This window comes from Lysinibacter cavernae, assembly GCF_011758565.1.
GTDB lineage: Bacteria > Actinomycetota > Actinomycetes > Actinomycetales > Microbacteriaceae > Lysinibacter > Lysinibacter cavernae.
The window spans coordinates 173,838-190,434 of sequence record NZ_JAAMOX010000003.1 but is presented as its reverse complement, the minus strand read 5'-3'; the positions used below and the strand labels follow the sequence as shown (position 1 = coordinate 190,434).

Annotated in this window: 16 protein-coding genes; 8 read left to right on the top strand and 8 right to left on the bottom strand. The window is 55.1% G+C overall.

Features of this window, described 5'->3' with window-relative positions:
- Nucleotides 1–66: 66 nt before the first annotated feature.
- Nucleotides 67–1,953 (bottom strand): zinc metalloprotease, encoded by a 1,887-nt coding sequence (locus FHX76_RS14855; protein ID WP_167152045.1) that lies wholly within the window; start codon nucleotides 1,951–1,953, stop codon nucleotides 67–69.
- Nucleotides 1,954–2,104: 151 nt separating this feature from the next.
- Here FHX76_RS14855 and FHX76_RS14850 point away from each other — a divergent pair, with 151 nt between their 5' ends.
- The 4 genes from FHX76_RS14850 (at nucleotide 2,105) to FHX76_RS14835 (ending at nucleotide 5,876) form a co-directional block, all read left to right on the top strand.
- On the top strand, nucleotides 2,105–3,709 hold the full coding sequence (locus FHX76_RS14850; RefSeq protein ID WP_167152043.1) for a carboxyl transferase domain-containing protein: 1,605 nt from the start codon (nucleotides 2,105–2,107) through the stop codon (nucleotides 3,707–3,709).
- Between the two features lie 9 nt (nucleotides 3,710–3,718).
- On the top strand, nucleotides 3,719–3,925 hold the full coding sequence (locus tag FHX76_RS14845; RefSeq protein WP_167152041.1) for a hypothetical protein: 207 nt from the start codon (nucleotides 3,719–3,721) through the stop codon (nucleotides 3,923–3,925).
- 95 nt (nucleotides 3,926–4,020) lie between these two features.
- The gene (gene purE / locus FHX76_RS14840) at nucleotides 4,021–4,530 is read left to right on the top strand and encodes a 5-(carboxyamino)imidazole ribonucleotide mutase (RefSeq protein ID WP_167152039.1); all 510 of its coding nucleotides are present in this window, start codon (nucleotides 4,021–4,023) and stop codon (nucleotides 4,528–4,530) included.
- Nucleotides 4,527–5,876, top strand: coding sequence for an LCP family protein (locus FHX76_RS14835; RefSeq protein ID WP_167152037.1), 1,350 nt, complete (start codon nucleotides 4,527–4,529; stop codon nucleotides 5,874–5,876). The genes purE and FHX76_RS14835 overlap by 4 nt, the downstream gene beginning before the upstream one ends.
- 184 nt (nucleotides 5,877–6,060) lie before the next feature.
- On the opposite strand, the gene FHX76_RS14830 is transcribed toward FHX76_RS14835, so the two are convergent.
- The 5 genes from FHX76_RS14830 to FHX76_RS14810 all read right to left on the bottom strand — a co-directional run bounded on the left by FHX76_RS14830 (nucleotide 6,061) and on the right by FHX76_RS14810 (nucleotide 11,291).
- Nucleotides 6,061–7,212: a glycosyltransferase gene (locus FHX76_RS14830; protein WP_167152035.1), complete on the bottom strand. Its 1,152-nt coding sequence runs from the start codon at nucleotides 7,210–7,212 to the stop codon at nucleotides 6,061–6,063.
- Nucleotides 7,209–8,084, bottom strand: coding sequence for a dTDP-4-dehydrorhamnose reductase (gene rfbD, locus FHX76_RS14825; protein ID WP_167152033.1), 876 nt, complete (start codon nucleotides 8,082–8,084; stop codon nucleotides 7,209–7,211). Before rfbD ends, FHX76_RS14830 begins: the two co-directional genes overlap by 4 nt.
- Before the next feature lie 5 nt (nucleotides 8,085–8,089).
- The gene (gene rfbB, locus FHX76_RS14820; protein ID WP_167152031.1) at nucleotides 8,090–9,076 is read right to left on the bottom strand and encodes a dTDP-glucose 4,6-dehydratase; all 987 of its coding nucleotides are present in this window, start codon (nucleotides 9,074–9,076) and stop codon (nucleotides 8,090–8,092) included.
- Between the two features lie 39 nt (nucleotides 9,077–9,115).
- Nucleotides 9,116–10,159, bottom strand: a complete 1,044-nt coding sequence (locus tag FHX76_RS14815) for an O-antigen ligase family protein (RefSeq protein ID WP_167152029.1) — start codon at nucleotides 10,157–10,159, stop codon at nucleotides 9,116–9,118.
- A 259-nt stretch (nucleotides 10,160–10,418) separates the two neighbouring features.
- On the bottom strand, nucleotides 10,419–11,291 hold the full coding sequence (locus FHX76_RS14810) for a glycosyltransferase family 2 protein (protein ID WP_167152027.1): 873 nt from the start codon (nucleotides 11,289–11,291) through the stop codon (nucleotides 10,419–10,421).
- Between the two features lie 45 nt (nucleotides 11,292–11,336).
- On the opposite strand from FHX76_RS14810, the gene FHX76_RS14805 reads away from it, so the two are divergent.
- The 3 genes from FHX76_RS14805 to FHX76_RS14795 all read left to right on the top strand — a co-directional run bounded on the left by FHX76_RS14805 (nucleotide 11,337) and on the right by FHX76_RS14795 (nucleotide 13,632).
- A complete protein-coding gene (locus tag FHX76_RS14805; protein WP_167152026.1) occupies nucleotides 11,337–11,951 on the top strand; it encodes a dTDP-4-dehydrorhamnose 3,5-epimerase family protein in 615 nt (204 codons plus the stop codon).
- Nucleotides 11,951–12,817, top strand: a complete 867-nt coding sequence (gene rfbA / locus FHX76_RS14800; protein ID WP_167152024.1) for a glucose-1-phosphate thymidylyltransferase RfbA — start codon at nucleotides 11,951–11,953, stop codon at nucleotides 12,815–12,817. The genes FHX76_RS14805 and rfbA overlap by 1 nt, the downstream gene beginning before the upstream one ends.
- Nucleotides 12,818–13,002: 185 nt before the next feature.
- Nucleotides 13,003–13,632, top strand: coding sequence for a glycosyltransferase family 2 protein (locus FHX76_RS14795; RefSeq protein WP_167152022.1), 630 nt, complete (start codon nucleotides 13,003–13,005; stop codon nucleotides 13,630–13,632).
- Here the strand turns inward: FHX76_RS14795 and FHX76_RS14790 are convergent.
- The gene (locus tag FHX76_RS14790; protein ID WP_243848889.1) at nucleotides 13,629–14,858 is read right to left on the bottom strand and encodes an ABC transporter ATP-binding protein; all 1,230 of its coding nucleotides are present in this window, start codon (nucleotides 14,856–14,858) and stop codon (nucleotides 13,629–13,631) included. The two genes, FHX76_RS14795 and FHX76_RS14790, sit on opposite strands and share 4 nt — an antisense overlap.
- Nucleotides 14,859–14,923: 65 nt before the next feature.
- Nucleotides 14,924–15,823, bottom strand: coding sequence for an ABC transporter permease (locus FHX76_RS14785; protein WP_167152018.1), 900 nt, complete (start codon nucleotides 15,821–15,823; stop codon nucleotides 14,924–14,926).
- Nucleotides 15,824–16,107: 284 nt separating this feature from the next.
- Between FHX76_RS14785 and FHX76_RS14780 the strand changes: the two genes are divergently transcribed.
- On the top strand, nucleotides 16,108–16,581 hold the full coding sequence (locus tag FHX76_RS14780) for a hypothetical protein (protein WP_167152016.1): 474 nt from the start codon (nucleotides 16,108–16,110) through the stop codon (nucleotides 16,579–16,581).
- The last annotated feature ends 16 nt before the right edge of the window (nucleotides 16,582–16,597 follow it).

The window sequence follows — 16,597 nt, the reverse complement described above, 5'->3', positions numbered from 1 at the left end:
GTACCGTGCGTATCGCCGGACGCTGTCGTCCAAGGGAATTCATCAGCGGGGTGGACAGGAGGTCTCTTACTTGGGAACCATTCGGATCGCACACCCGAGGAGTGGATTTGTTCCCGACGGTGAGTTGATGGCGTAGAGGCAAACCTGGTGTTGTCCTGGACTCAGTGCAATCGTTGCGGAATAGCCGTGGAGTGCACCCATCGTGTGTACGCGATTGACATCAGGTCGGTTGCCATTTGCTGAGATGGCTCGCGAAAAACGACCGTCGATATACACATGGACCGAGAGCGATGCCGTTGTATCGGGGTCGAGCGTCCAGCCGCGCACCGCGACTGCGCGAGATTGCGTGGTGACGGATTCAATATTGCCAATGGGGACCCGGTTGATCAATACAGTGACTTTGCGGCATGACAGGAGCGGGTTCTGGCCCGCAGGGGTATTGATTGCGTAGACACAGACAGAACGGGAGCCCGCCGGGGCTTTGACGGTCACTGTGAAGCCGTGAGCAGCACCCATCTTGTAAGCACGGTCAACGTCAGGTCGGGAGCTCTTTGCAAGAGATGCGCCTGCGTAGCGTCCGTCGACGTACACATGCACGGAGATTGAGGCCTTCGTATTCTGATCAAGTGCCCAGCCGGATACGGTCGCGGTTTCGACTCCCCCTCGAGCGCCTTCAACGTTTCCAATCGGGGTCTTGTTTGCGTTGCTGACGACGACAGCTTTGCAGCCGATCGGCGTAGACAGAGGAGTGGTGTTGTGTTTTGCATATGCACAGACTGTGTAGCGACCAGGTGCCTGTGTCAACTTGCTTGCGAATCCATGATTGGCGCCGCGTCCGTAAACGCGGTTCACGTCAGGTCGTGACGTACTCGCGGGGAGTGTGGCCTTCATTACCCCGTTGACGTAGATATGTACGCTCACCGCATTGTTGTGTATGCCATCCATAGCCCAGCCGCTGACGCTGAATGAACTGCCAGTGTCGGCGAGTGAATCAAAATTTCCCGTTGGTCGGGGATGCTTCAGATAATTGAGGCCCGCGATATCGCCACTCGCCAATACGAGAGAGTCGTACCGTCCTTTATTCATGAGCTGCCATTGACCTGCATATTGACTGTCAAAGTGGGAGAGCCCGAGTGCGTGCCCTAACTCATGGATGATGACGTGTTTCCGAATGTTTGGGCCGTAATCGAAGACGAGCGGATGAACCCAGGCTCGACCTGAAATAGCTTTTGTCAGATTGTCTTCGCGTGCTGTCTTTGCGACACCGCACCCAGCCCAGGGGGCCGAGCACGGACTCACCGCTGAGACCTCTAGGTACAATTCGCCTCTGACATCAATCGCTGGTTTCGCGGGGATGGTCCCGGCAGCAAGGGTTATCGTTACTGCCCCCGTTTGGTTGATGTTGTTGATGGCCTCGATGACTGAGGCTCGGAGAATTCCGATCCCTGGCGAGTCGATGAGCCTGAGAACATAGTTTCCATTGTTGTAGCGGATGCTTCCACTGATGGCGAAGCCGTTGCCGACGACGGCAGCGGTACCAGGAAATGCGGAAAGGCCTCCTTCGGGCCCCTCTACGAGACCGCCGCTGTCAACCTGGGCGGGAAACTCGTCTACCTCTGAGTCTTCGGATGGTGGCTCAGAGGTCGGCGGGGTCGTTGGTACCGCAGGAGTTGGCAGGACTGGAGGCCCCTCTGCTGGTAAATCTGTCGTGCCATCTGAGGGGCTTTCTGGGGGAGCCGTTTCCGTTTGTCCTTGGACCTCCTCCGAGGAATCGGTTGCTGACGGTTGCGGAGGCTCAACATCTGGTGGCTCGGACTCAACCGAAGGGGGACTGCCGGATTCGTCGGTCATCGTCTCGGCAAACGACGGTGACAACCCTGAGCTGCTGAGGCCAAGCACAAGGAGTGTTGAGAGGCATACGACGAGCTGCTTGTGTATCTGTAGGTGTTCCATGCTTCACGCTAGTACCGGAGGTTGAGCCGCGTCTAGAGAAAATATGGGTGAGATTACAGTGTCGCTAGGAGGTTTCGTGAAGAGTTTTACGATTCTTTTGTGTGGGGTCTAATACCCCGAGAATCGATCAGTCACCGGTAGAGTGGCATGCGTGACTGAAGAAAACTCCACGAACGCACCCGATTTGTCCACAACTGCCGGCAAAATTGCCGACCACCGCCTCCGCTACAACGAGGCAGTGCATCAGCGTAATGAGGCAGCCGAGGCCCGTCAGCACCCGAAGGGCAAGATGACGGCTCGCGAACGCATCGAGGAGTTGCTCGATCACGGTTCGTTTGTCGAGTTCGACAAGTACGTGCGTCATCGTACCCACGCCTTCGATATGGAGAATAACCGACCGTTTGGTGACTCCGTCATCACCGGTGCTGGCACCATTGAGGGCCGTCAGGTCACCGTGTACTCTCAGGACTTCACTATTTTTGGTGGTTCTCTCGGCGAGGTCGCCGGCGAGAAGATCATCAAGATCATGAATTTTGCGCTCAAAACGGGCGTGCCGATTATCGGCATCCTCGATTCGGGCGGGGCGCGTATTCAAGAGGGCGTTGTTGCCCTCGGCAAGTACGGCGAGATCTTCCGCCTCAATACCATGTGTAGCGGCGTCATCCCCCAGATTTCGGTCATCATGGGACCAGCAGCTGGTGGCGCGGTCTACTCGCCGGCGCTCACCGACTTTGTCATTATGGTCGATAAGACGAGCCACATGTTTGTGACAGGGCCGGACGTCATTAAGACGGTTACCGGTGAAGAGGTTGGCTTTGAGGAGCTTGGTGGTGCGCTCACGCACAACAAGATTTCCGGTGTCTCGCATTACCTTGCGTCAGACGAGCACGACGCACTCGACTACGCGCGTGCCCTCATTAGCTATCTGCCCGACAACAACCTCGCTGAGGCTCCCGTTTACGATAGCGAAACGGTGCTCGAGATCACCGATGCCGACCGTAAACTCAATACGATCATCCCCGACAGCCCAAACCAGCCGTACGAGATGCGCACCATCATCGAATCGATTGTGGATGCCGGCGAGTTCCTTGAGGTCCAGCCCCTCTTCGCCCCGAACATCCTGATCGGCTTCGGTCGGATTGAAGGCCGGTCCGTTGGCATCGTGGCGAACCAGCCAAACGTTATGGCGGGAACCCTCAACATCGAGGCAGGTGAAAAGGCTTCACGCTTCGTTCGTTTCTGCGACGCCTTCTCGATCCCGATTCTGACCCTGGTTGACGTGCCCGGATACCTTCCTGGCACCGATCAGGAGTGGACGGGGGTCATTCGCCGCGGCGCGAAGCTCCTGTACGCCTATGCAGAAGCGACGGTTCCACTCGTCACCATCATCACGCGCAAGGCCTACGGCGGAGCGTACATCGTGATGGGGTCAAAGCAGCTCGGTGCCGACGTTAATATCGCCTGGCCAACCGCGGAAATCGCGGTTATGGGTGGCGCCGGTGCTGTGAACATCCTCTACCGTGCCGAGCTCAAAGCCGCGGAGGCTGCGGGTGAGGACGTCGAGGCGCTTCGTGCGAAGCTCGCGAACGAATACACGTACAGCGTTGCGAGTCCGTTCCTTGCCGCTGAGCGTGGCGAGCTCGATAACGTGCTCGAACCGGCAGGCACCCGCCTCGCCGTCCTCAAGGCTCTTCGTGGGCTCCGCGGTAAGCGCGCGGAACAGCCTTCGAAGAAGCACGGAAATATCCCGCTGTAGGGCCTGACGATGTCAACGACAGAACCACTTCCCGATATTGACGTGCGATTTGTGACGAAGAACGCAACCGACGACGAACGCGCTGCGGTCCAGGCCGTACTCGCGTTTCTCAAGGTACAAGAATCTCAGCAGGTGCGTTCGGTGGCGAGCCGTTCGCGAGAGCCGTGGCGCCGCAGCCAGCGAACACCAGAAGGTATCTCCGAATACTTGGGTTAGGGCCCGCTGCGTCACACCTGTCCGGCCGGATGCGAGTCCGTGACACGCGCCGCGTGTGACAGGGCTCGTTCAGCCTAGAGAACTAGCATTGTGCAATGACCAATTTTGCCACGCCTGCCCCGCTTGTCGGGCTCGTTATGGGTTCAGACTCCGACTGGAACGTGATGAGCGACGCCGCTCAGATTCTCACCGAGTTTGGAATCTCCTACGAGGTCGAGGTGCTCAGCGCTCACCGTACGCCCGAGAAGATGATCGCCTACGGCAAAGCGGCCGCTGAGCGTGGCCTCCGAACGATCATCGCCGGTGCCGGTGGCGCAGCTCACCTGCCCGGTATGCTCGCGTCAGTGACGACGCTTCCCGTTATCGGCGTCCCTGTGCCGCTTGCCAAGCTTGATGGGCTCGACTCGCTCCTCTCCATCGTGCAGATGCCTGGTGGCATCCCCGTCGCAACGGTGTCTATCGGGGGAGCGAAGAACGCGGGCCTGCTGGCCGCGCGCATCCTCGGCTCGACAGATCCAGTGGTCGCTCGCAAACTTGACGGATACCAAAAAGAGCTTGCCGCCCTCGTAGAAACCAAAAACGAGGCCCTGAAAAACTCCTTATGAGCCTCGATAATCCAATCCGCTACCCAGACGTAGCCTCAACAGCCGTCATGACCAAGCGGGCTTGGTGGCTCGTGCTGCTTGGCGTGCTCATCCCTGGGGCGCCGCAGGTATTGGCCGGCAACCGAAAGCTCGGACGCTTCGGTCTGATCTCGACCTTTGTGTTGTGGATCGCGGTCATTGGCCTTGGCATCACGTATCTTGTATCAGCCCAAGCCGTCTTCTCGCTCTTCACCCGGAGTTGGACGCTCACCGTTGTTCAGATCTTCCTGATCTTCTACAGCGTGCTGTGGGTCGTACTGACGCTCAACACTCTCACCCTTGTCAAGTTCATCAAGGTTCGTTCCAAAGCCCGTGGTTTTGTGGCAGCCGTTGCCGTTCTTGCCATGTGTCTCACCGCTGGCACGTCAGCGTACGCGGCCTACATCGTCAATTCAGGGCGCAACCTTGTCAGCGACGTTTTTGCAAAGGGCGAGCATGCCGACCCGATCGATGGCTACTACAACATCCTCCTCATCGGCGCTGATGCTGGCGATGACCGAGATGGTATTCGGCCGGACTCGATGACGGTTGTCAGCGTGAACGCTGAAACCGGTGCTGCGACAATGATCGGCGTGCCGCGTGACCTGTGCGGCTTCGAATTACCGGAGTCGTCGCCGCTCGCTGACATCTATAACAACAATTACGACGGTCTCTTTGATTGCAAGGCAAACGGTGTCTACAACGTTGTTGAGTCGTATTACGCGGATGTCTATCCAGACGCCGAGGAAAAAGGCAGCGAGCCAGGAATTGAAGCGACCAAAGACGCGATTGAGGGTATTACCGGTATCCCCATTCAGTACTACGTCATGGTTGACATGGCCGGTTTTGCTTCGATGATTGACGCTCTCGGGGGCGTCACAATTACCGTGACCGACCGCATTCCCCTTGTCGCTCAGGGGTTTGAGGGCGAGGTTCCTGACTGGATCGAGCCAGGCGTCCAGAAGATGGACGGTCAGCTGGCGCTGTGGTACGCGCGCTCTCGTTATGAAACGTCGGATTGGGATCGTATGGTCCGCCAGCGAGAACTGCAGGTCGCCATTATCGAGCAGTTCACACCTGCAAACGTGCTGAGCAAGTTCCAGAACATTTCCTCGGCGAGCTCGCAGATTCTCCGAACTGACATTCCGGAGTCAATGCTCGCGTATTTCGTTGACCTCGCAATGAAGACAAAAGATCTCCCGATCGAGCGTATCGACCTTGTGCCGCCGCTGGTTGATCCTGACTACCCCGATATCCAGTTCATTCATGATCACCTTCGCGAGGTACTGCATCCGACTCCAGAGACTACTGAGCCTGTCGACCAATAGGTCTGGTGACGGGCGCAAGAGGTTTACTCCTCAACCCTGCGCCAGTCTGACGCACAAATCAGCTTGGGCACGGGCTGATCTCGTTCTAACCGCGTTTTGGGTAAGGTGTGATCGTCGCGGATGTGGCATCAGCGCTCAGCTGTGTTGATGTTCGAGGTGATCCGAAGGGGCGGAGCGGGCAGCGTTAGAGTTCTGCGTGCAACTGCCAGATGCGTTCGCCGGTCTCGCGCCAGCTAAAGGCCTTGGAGCGGTCCTGCCCAAGTGTGCTCAGACGCGACCTCGCTTGGTCGTCTGCCAGGACGTTCTGGAGGCTCTCGCGGTATGCGTCCGCGCGTGCCTCATGGTCATCGGTTTCTGTAGTCGATACAACGATGCCAGCGTCACCCGCGATTTCGTTGAGTACGGGAGTGTCCGCGTGAACAACGGGAAGGCCAAGGCTAAAGGCGGTCAAGAGCGATGAGGCAAAACGGTCAGATCGCCAGGGGACAACAAGTGCCGCGGCACCGGAGTAGATGCTCCTGCGCTCGTTTCCGCTCGGTTGGCTGAAGAGACGTACGCGTGAAGCATCGAGAGAGTACTTGGCGAGCATCGCTGAGAACGGTTCTGCTCCGATACCAGCCGAACTGACAACGACCAAATGCGTTTCATCTAGCTCAGCATTGCCAGATGCACTAAAGGCAGCGATGACTGCTTCGACGTCGTCGGACACCGATAAGGAGCCTTCGACAATGACGTACGGCACAGATATCTCTGGAGAGATTGGGCGATCATCGGACGAAGAAGCGCTGAGGACACTGGTCGGAGTTCCGGAGGTGATGACACGAACTCGATCACCAAAATCGATGTAGTTGCTCAGATTCTCAGCGACGGCATGAGAGGGAACAACGATTGCATCGGCATACTTATACGCGCGTTTTGCCATCGTCTTCGACCAGAGCGCGGCCGCAGCACCGACCTCATCGGGATGCGTCCATGCGGTCGTATCGTGAATGGTGACTGTTGTCTGCACGCCGTCGTTCACGACGTCGTGACGTCGGAGCGGGGCGAACAGCGTTGGAGAATGAACCAAGCCTTCGTGAGCGCTACCGGTGAGTCCCAAACTCCACGACCTCATGAGATTCTGATAGTCTCGCGAAACCATATTGATCGAGGCACCAGGACAAGAACGTTCAAAATACTCTCGCTCGGTCGATGCCGATGAGGTAAGGAACGTTTCTACTTCACAATTGCGTGGTGCCGTCGCTACGATGCTACGAGTGAGGTCGCGAATATAGTCGTGTTGCTCCCCGGATGCTGAAGGAACGCGACCCTCTGCGATGACGGTGAGCGTGGTCATTTCTCAGCGGCTCCCGTTGTGACATCAGAAAAAGCGCCATCGGCAAAGGCAGAGGCAAGGGCATCCGTCCAAAGTCGCATCGGTTGCAACCCAGCAGCAGTCCAAGCGTCGTGGCCAAGAACCGAGTAGCTCGGACGAGGCGCCGGACGAACGAAGGACGCGCTGTCAGTTGGCCCGACGCGGTCAGGGTCAAGTCCAGCTAATGAGAAGACCTGCCGAGCAAAGCCACGCCAGGTGGTTTCGCCCGAATTCGTCCCATGATAAATTCCCGCCGGTGCGTCAGATTCGAGCAAGAGTCGAATCTGTTGGGCGAGGTCTAACGTCCACGTCGGCTGGCCATGTTGATCGTCTACTACGGTCAGGGTATCGAGCTTGGCCGCAAGGCTCAGCATGGTCTTTGCAAAATTCGGACCGTGTTGGCCGTAGAGCCAAGCAGTGCGCACAATAAATGCGCCAGCTGGGTGCTCACGAAGGACAGCGGTCTCTCCTGCCGCTTTTGTGCGACCGTATGCCGAGATTGGATTGTGCGGGGTCGACTCAGGATATGGTGAGGTTGCTGATCCATCAAAGACATAATCTGTTGAAACTTGGATGAGCTTTGCGCCCGTCTCACGGGCTGCGATTGCCAGGTAGAGAGGCCCCGTCGCGTTGATTGCAAACGCGGCCTCTTCATCGGTTTCGGCCTGGTCAACCGCAGTGTAGGCCGCTGCATTGATGACTACATCGTGCCCAGCGACAGCCGTTTGAACGGCGTCTGCGTCGGTGATGTCGAGTCCGCTGCGGCCGAGCGCAGTGACGTCGTGATCAATGAAGATCCGCTGGAGGTCGTTGCCGAGCATTCCAGCGGCTCCCGTAATGAGAATACGTGTCATGCGCTTCAGTCCAATGCGGCGCGAGCCTTGAGGGGCTCCCACCATTCGCGGTTATCGCGGTACCACTGCACAACGTCTGCCAGACCCTGTTCGAACGGAACCTGTGGTTCATAGCCGAGTTCTGCCTGGATCTTGCTGATGTCTACCGAGTAGCGAAGGTCATGACCAAGACGATCTGCCACGCGGTCAACGTAGCTCCAGTCTTTGCCCGTCGCGTCGAGGAGGAGCTGGGTCAGCTCCTTATTGGTGAGCTCGGTTCCGCCGCCAATGTTGTAGATCTCGCCAGCGCGGCCGCGAGTGACAACCATTGCGATACCGCGTGTGTGGTCGTCGACGTGGAGCCAGTCACGGATGTTGTTGCCCTCGCCGTATAGCGGAACGTGCTTGTCATCGATGAGGTTCGTGACGAAGAGCGGGATGACCTTCTCAGGGAAGTGGAACGGGCCGTAGTTGTTGGAGCATCGCGTGATTGACACGTTCATGCCGTGGGTTCGGTGATAGCTGCGCGCGAGCAGGTCACTCCCTGCCTTGGACGCTGAGTACGGCGAGTTAGGCTCAAGCGGGCGTTCTTCATCCCATGAACCTTCTGCGATCGAGCCGTATACCTCATCGGTGGAGACATGAACGAAGCGCGCAACCTTGTTCCGCAGCGCCGCGTCGAGCAGCTGCTGGGTGCCGAGCACGTTGGTCTCGACGAAGATGGTGCTGTCTCGCACGGAACGGTCTACATGGCTTTCAGCTGCGAAGTGAACGACCGTGTCAATTTCCGGCAAGAGTTGGTCGAGCAATGCGCCGTCGCGGATATCACCCTTCACGAAGGTGTAGCGAGGTGAATCGGACACCGACGTGAGGTTCGCGAGGTTGCCAGAGTACGTGAGGGCATCAAGCACAACAACGTCGGCACCTTCGAGGCCAGGATAGGCGTCTTCGAGGGTACGGCGAACAAAATTGGAGCCGATGAAGCCCGCTCCGCCGGTGACAAGTATTTTCATGAGGTCCTTCTCGCTAAAACGGCAATACCAATGGCTATTCTAGCCAGGTTCACCTGTGTATCCCGTCGGCTGAGTGATATTCGATCTCAGCGGAAGCTGAATTCCAAATGCCCACTTTGGACGCAACTTGGGTTCCGTGAATATTGCCGACGTTGCAAACGTCGAAATAATTGCCATGATGAACCAGCCGTCGGGGCGGAAAACACTGAGTTCGGCCAAACCATGCACGATGAGTCCTACCGACATGAGTGCAACCCAGAAGGCCTGGGATGACGGATTTCGCCAGAGCGAGACCGCAGCCCAAAGCAATGGAATGACAAAAAGCGAAACGAAGAGTATCGCGCCGAGAATACCGAGACCGTATGTCATTTGGAGAAAATCGTTGTGGGCGTGGAAGAGTCCGTACCCTTGATTAACAGAAGCAATATCCTGATAAATCTGCGTATCGGCGGGCCAGCCCGTTAGCCAACCGTGCCCGAAAAATTGGTTTGATTCGATTGATTTACGCCATACGAGAGTCCATACCGGTTCACGGCCGCTGAACGTTTCACCTTTTCCGACGATAGCCAAGACTCTTGGGAGGTTCAGCCAAGCAACGAACGTAACTATGGCAGAAACCATGACCAGTAAAACGATGGATCGGTATTTGCGGGTAACGATGAGTACGAGGAGAACAAAGACAAGCGTAATAACCGCAAGAACAAGAATTGACGTAACGCTTCTAGAGAGAAGGAGTGTGGCCGCAAGCAAAACTGATACGCATGCCCAGAGCCACCGCGTGCGACGGCGAGGAACACACAACGCCAATGCTGCTGGATAAACGTACAGCATCACCGCACCAAGGCTATTTCGATTCGAGTAGATACCGGTGAGAGACGAATGGTGCATAGCTGTTGGAGTGATCAGTCCGAGTGCTATGGAGGAAATTGCTATTACCGTCCCGGCAACGGCAAGGCCTCGAAGTACGGGAAGCGCTCCGCCCGATTGCACAAGCATAAAGCCACAATAGAAAATCAAAACATAGGTGAGAACGTTTAATATAGTCGTTGTTTTGGCGGGGCTCCACAACGTCGAAAAGCCCATGAGTCCTATGAGAAGGACAGGAATGAGCGGTACCGCGGCCCTGAGCAGCGGGCCTTGAAAGACAAAGGGTATCGTACAGAGCAGTGCACTCAGCAGCATGAGAATGAACTGTGAGCCGGGCGTGTCAAGAGCAGTTGGTCGTGTTTGAACGATGAATACTATCGCAGTGATCAACGTCGTTGACGTAGTCAGGACGGTTAGTCGTGCCGCGGAAATCGGGCCAGACTGCCCCGGGTGACGTAAAATCCGACGAACCAACCTACTGTCCAACCTTTCTACCGAACCAAGCTCTGACCTTGAGTCCGATTGTGAGTGCCCATCGGAGCGGAAAGAATAACGGACGCGAGTATCGCGTATTCAGAAAACGGATAGCGCTTTCGTGGTGAGTGTTGAGCATGCTTGAACTGTTTGACTGCGTAGAGTGTCCGCCGGTGTGGGTAACTACTGCTTCCGGAACATATACGTTGCGATAACCGGCCTGCGAAAAACGGTAGCCGAGGTCGACATCTTCAAAATACATAAAATACTGTTCATCGAATCCGTTGAGATCCGAAAAAGCTGTCCTCCTGATGAGCAGACACGCACCTGAAAGCCAACCAGTCTCACGCGTTTCCTCTGGAGAAGCGTCTTGGTGATACTTGGCGCTCCAAGGATTTGATTTCCAGATGTTGGCAAAGAGAGCGTGTCCAATGCCCGTTCTCAATGAGGGCACCATTCTTGCCGAAGGGTAAGTCGTCCCGTCGGGTTGGAGAATTTTTGGGCCAACGACAGCTATTTTGGGGTCTGCGGTCGCAACGTTAAGTAAAGATTCCAGAGTCCCAGGGGTAATAACAAGATCGGGATTGCAGACAAAGATCCACTCAGCATCTGCAGCGGAGGCTTCGACAGCGCGGTTGACTGCTGTTCCGTATCCAAGATTTGAAGGCATCGGGAGATACTCAGAGGAGAATTCAGCGGCTACTTTCTCAGTAGCGGTATCGCCTGGCTTATTGTCTGCTGTTACCACGCGAAGTTCCGATCCGTACGCATCACGAAGGGATCGATAGAGCCCTACAAGAGCATCTGCAGAGCCGTAACTGACCGTGATGACCACGACAGAATCGGGAATCAGCTGAATATGGGAAGTTGACATGTCGTGAACCATCTTAGATGGAGAAGGGTGGCCTAGGATTGAACCGTGGATATTCGAGAGCTCAGTGTTCCTCACTCGTATGAGGTAACCCCTAAACAGTTTCCAGACGATCGCGGCGTATTCCTTGAGTGGTACCGATTCGACAAACTTGCCGAAGTTGTGGGGCATCCGCTCAACCTCGCCCAAGCCAATACGTCGGTGTCAAAGAAGGGAACCGTTCGCGGCATTCATTTTGCTGACATTGCGCCAAGTCAGGCGAAATACGTCACAGCTACGTATGGTGCAGTACTTGATTTTGTCATTGATATACGTGTTGGGTCGCCCACCTTTGGGCAGTGGGATTCTGTACTGCTCGACGACAAAGAGCGTAAAGCTATATACATTGCCGAGGGACTTGGCCACGCCTTTGTGGCGCTAACGGAGAACGCAACTGTGAGCTATCTTGTGTCCGCACCGTTTAACGCACCGCGTGAGCACGGCATTAATCCGCTTGACAATGAAATAGCTCTTGACTATCCGGCGGCGGCCGGTGAGTTGCTTCTTTCGCCGAAAGATACCGATGCCCCTGGGCTCAGCGAAGCAGCCGCCTCAGGCCTGCTTCCAACATGGGAAGAGGCCTTAGCGTTCTATGCAGAGTTGAACAACGGAGGTGGCAACTAATGAAGGGTATTATTCTGGCCGGGGGATCCGGTACACGGTTGTGGCCTATTACTAAGGGCATCTCAAAGCAGCTCATGCCTATCTACGACAAGCCGATGATTTATTACCCCCTTTCCACGCTCATGATGGCTGGGATCAAAGAGATCCTCATCATTACGACGCCGGAATATAATGACCAGTTTCGTGCTCTGCTTGGCGACGGATCATCCCTTGGTATCCGTCTCGAATATGCTGTCCAACCGTCACCGGATGGGCTTGCGCAGGCGTTTATTATCGGAGAAGAGTTTATCGGCGACGACAGCGTTGCCCTCGTCCTTGGAGACAACATCTTCCACGGAACGGGCCTTGGCTCTAACCTTCGAAATCATGGCGAAGTTGAGGGCGCGCTCATTTTTGCTTACCACGTAAGTAATCCCACATCGTATGGTGTCGTCGAATTTGATGATGATTTCAAGGCACTGTCAATTGAAGAAAAGCCAACGGCGCCAAAGAGTAACTATGCGGTTCCAGGACTCTATTTTTACGACAATTCCGTCGTCGAAATAGCCAAAACAATAACCCCGAGCGCGCGCGGTGAACTCGAGATTTCGACGGTGAATGAGCGTTATCTCAACGACAAAAAGTTGCAGGTACATGTGCTTGACCGTGGCACGGCATGGCTCGATACCGGGACCTTCGAATCGATGATGCAGGCCTCAGAGTACGTGCGAGTGATTGAAGACCGTCAGGGATTCAAAGTGGGATGTATCGAGGAGATCGCTTGGCGTGCCGGCTGGATCGACGACCAAAAACTTGCAGCTCTTGCACAGCCTCTTGAAAAGAGTGGCTATGGCCGATACCTGAAATCTCTTTTGAGCGCAGGGTAGTTGTTCCAACCATGACCGCACGGCAAACCGTAGCGCGGATAGTGCGTCCTGTTCTATTACGTTGGGCGTTCCCGCGTGGCCGATTTCGTCAGAACACACTCATCGAACGTGCGGTCTCAGACGAAGTGACGACGATCGTTATGTGTTTGTGGAATCGGCCTAGCCGCATTCAGCACATTCTCGAAATGCTTGACGCTCAGGATGATCCGAATGGTGTGCGGTTGGTGTTGTGGAACAACTGTAAGCCTGATCGCACCTTCTACGTTGAAGCTATCAAGTCGTTTCACCCTGTTGGTTCACTGAGACAAGTCGATCTTGTTCAATCACCGGTCAACGCTGGAGGAATGGGGCGTTTCTATGTTGCACGAGCTCTTGCTCGTGAGAATGGCGCAGGCCCTGTCGTGTTTCTGGACGATGACCAAGACGTTGGCCCTCGCTTTGTGGCTGATTGTGTTCGTTCGTACCGGCACAAGTCAGTGTCGGGCTGGTGGGCATGGCGGATCCTTGAAGATTACTTTCAACGAGAACCGGTAGTTTGTGGTGAAGCGGCAGACTACGTTGGTACCGGTGGAATGGTAATTGATAGGAGTCTCTTCCTTGAGAGTGATTTCTTCTCCGGCCTGCCGACCCGATACTGGTTTATCGAGGACCTCTGGCTATCCGATTACGCACGTCGCAAAGGATGGCCGCTCCATAAACTTGATACCGCCATCGAGTTTGTGATGGACGAAACCAACCAGAACCACCAGCTCGCAGGTCTGAAACCTGAGTTCTTTAGATGGTTGGCTTCACAGCGCCACACCCCGTTGCATTAGGCCACGCTGTGCTCGATGAACTCGGGTGAGATGTAGATTGAACCTCGGGAATCTTCAGGAGTTCGGGTGTTGAACGAGCAGGCTTGAGGCAAATCATAGAGATGTTCACCGTTTGGCGTCATGATTGAAATATTGACAAAGAACTTTCCCTCACCAAATTGGCAGTCCTTGAGCTGGAACTCCACGACTCGTTTGCCAACGAGCGGAGAAGGAGTAATGCCGAGTCGCTTGCTTGTCGTGCCGAAGACAGCTTGACCGAGAGTGTTATCAATTTGAATTGCGCAATTCCAAGCGTCGATAGACTCGCGCGAATCTACAGTGATCTGGATGGACAACGACTCACCCGGTTCAAGGGGCACATCGTCGGACTGCCCAATGGGTGAGGCAACAGCTGTCACTCGGAATGGTGGTTCTTGCGTCTCGCTGGAAATCCTTCCTGCGCGGCGCTCTTCCTGATGGGCCTGGTCATCGATGCGTCGCTCTTCCAGGATGTCTCTGAACTGTGCAACAGCTTCACGCGCATCGCCCTGATACACGAGCGAACCTTTATTGAGTAGAACTGCGTGATCGCAGAGCTCAACAACCTGACCCAGGTTGTGGGTCACAAGGATGATGGTTCGACCTTCGCTCTGGAAAGACTTGATTTTGTCCATGCACTTACGTTGGAATGCCTCATCTCCGACAGCAAGGACCTCATCAACGAGCAAGATGTCAGGGTCGGTATGAATTGCGACAGAGAACGCAAGACGAACATACATTCCGGATGAATAGAACTTCACCTGGGTATCAATGAAATCTGAGATACCAGAAAAGTCAACGATGTTATCAAACTGAGCGTCAGTCTCTTCTTTGCTGAGTCCGAGAATTGCAGCGTTGAGATAGACGTTCTCTCGACCGGTGAGGTCAGGATGAAACCCAGCACCTAACTCAAGCAGGGCCGCCATACGACCGCGACGACGTACTTGGCCGCTCGTCGGATCGATGATGCCACCTATCACCTTGAGCAGCGTGCTTTTGCCTGACCCGTTATGGCCGATGAGGCCAATCGTTGATCCAGCCCTGACCTCTACTGAGACATCGTCAAGAGCCCAGAAATCTTCTTTGTGCTTGCGGCCGCGGCCGATATTGACCATTCGCTCTTTAAGCGAGTTGTCTTTGCGGATGACAAAGCGTTTTGAAACAGACTCAACGGAGACAACCGTCGGAGCACCTGTTGACTCAGACATTTCTTCCATTTCGTAGATAGGCCGATCTTATGTGGTGGTGAATGATGATGGGAAGCCGCGTGGGCTTAGAGCATTTGGGCGAAATTGCCCTGCAGCTTGGCGAACACACGTTGCGCGAAGTACACGCATATTGCGCCGATTGCAGCAGCTATGAGCAGACGGCCCATGAGATTATCAGGGACCGGCTGATCGCTTCCGGCTGTCCACATTGCTTGTTGGAATCCGAGCACGGCTAGTGTTACCGGATTGTTCGTGTAGAGGTCGAGTAGGAACCCCTCGCCGAGTACGTTTTTTACGTGTTTCCAACCGTAGAGAATGGGTGACGCCCACATAAGAACCATCAAAACAACTTCCACCAGATACTGAACATCACGCAGATAGACGTTCACCGCGGAGAGGAGCAGCGACAGAGCTGTAGCGAACAAGAGAATGACGAGGACCGATGGTACAAAATAGATGAAGTTTGGCGAGATGGGGAAGCTGCCAATAATGAGTGTGGCCGCAAGCAAGATGAGCAGCTGAATTACAAAGTTGAAGAGCGCAGCGCCAATGCCGGCCAGCGGAAAAAGCTCCCGAGGTAGGTACACTTTTTTGACGAGACCCGCGTTAGCGATGATAGAGCCAGTACCACCCATGACAATCTCAGAAAATAGGGTGTAAATCGTCAGACCGGTAAAAATGTAGATAGCGAACTCGGGCAGCCCGCGTTCGGCGCCGAGAAACTTTCCAAGAACAACGTAGTAAATGAAAAGCTGAGTAAGCGGTCGTACGAGCGTCCAGAAAAAACCTAGGGCGCTGTCTTTGTATCGCGATTTCAAATCCCGCCGTACAAAGAGAGACAGCATCTCTTTGTGCCGGATTATAAGTTTCGTCTGCGACCAAAAGCCCCGAACGCCCTGGGTTGACGAACCTATCGTTTCGAATGGCAGTGCTTGCAGGGACGACATACGTTCTTCGGGAGTCATCTCTTCCTTCAGTAATAATGCAGACGCAGATACGTTCCGGCTGCGGACAAGTGATCAGTCTAGTCTTCTCTGGCTTGATTCTTGCTGGGATGCCTTCGCGACGAATCAATTTTACAGGTTACGCTTATGAGGGAATCACTCGAGCTTCTACCGCTCGACCCTCAGATCATGAAAGTGAGCGGCCGTCATTGAACGCCTTTCCTTCCAAAACAGTTGCCCTAGCTGCTGGACTTCTCGTGACGATTTCAGCCCTGAGCGGCTGTGCTTCTGAAGACATCCCCGCTGTGCCTACAAAACAAGGTTCCACATCGTCGTCGCCCACGCCCTCGACTGAGCCGACAGCAAAGCCAACGATGAACGCAACGCCAACACCAACACCAACTTCTGCTCCGAGTTCAACCGAGCCAGCAACTGACCCATCTGAGCAGCCTGGGCTCCCTCCGTCAATTCAAGTTGAGGGTAGCCAACTCAAATTGCTGTTCATTAATATCGGATTCGATCCAACTCTCTCGCAGATTTCGTCGACCGCTATGGTCACTGACAGGGTCACCCAGAACGGTACCTGCACTCTCACCGTTTCGCAGGGAGACAACGTTGTGGCCGTTGACGCTCCAGGGGTTGCGGATGCACAAGTGACCTATTGCCCAGGGCTCTCTGTTGTTATTCCCGGAGGTGCCACAGGAAGCTGGGACGTTAAGATGTCATTCAGTGATGCTGACGTTTCGGGCTCAGTCGTGAGTAGTATTTCAGTCGGCTAGCCGGTCGCCAGCGCTG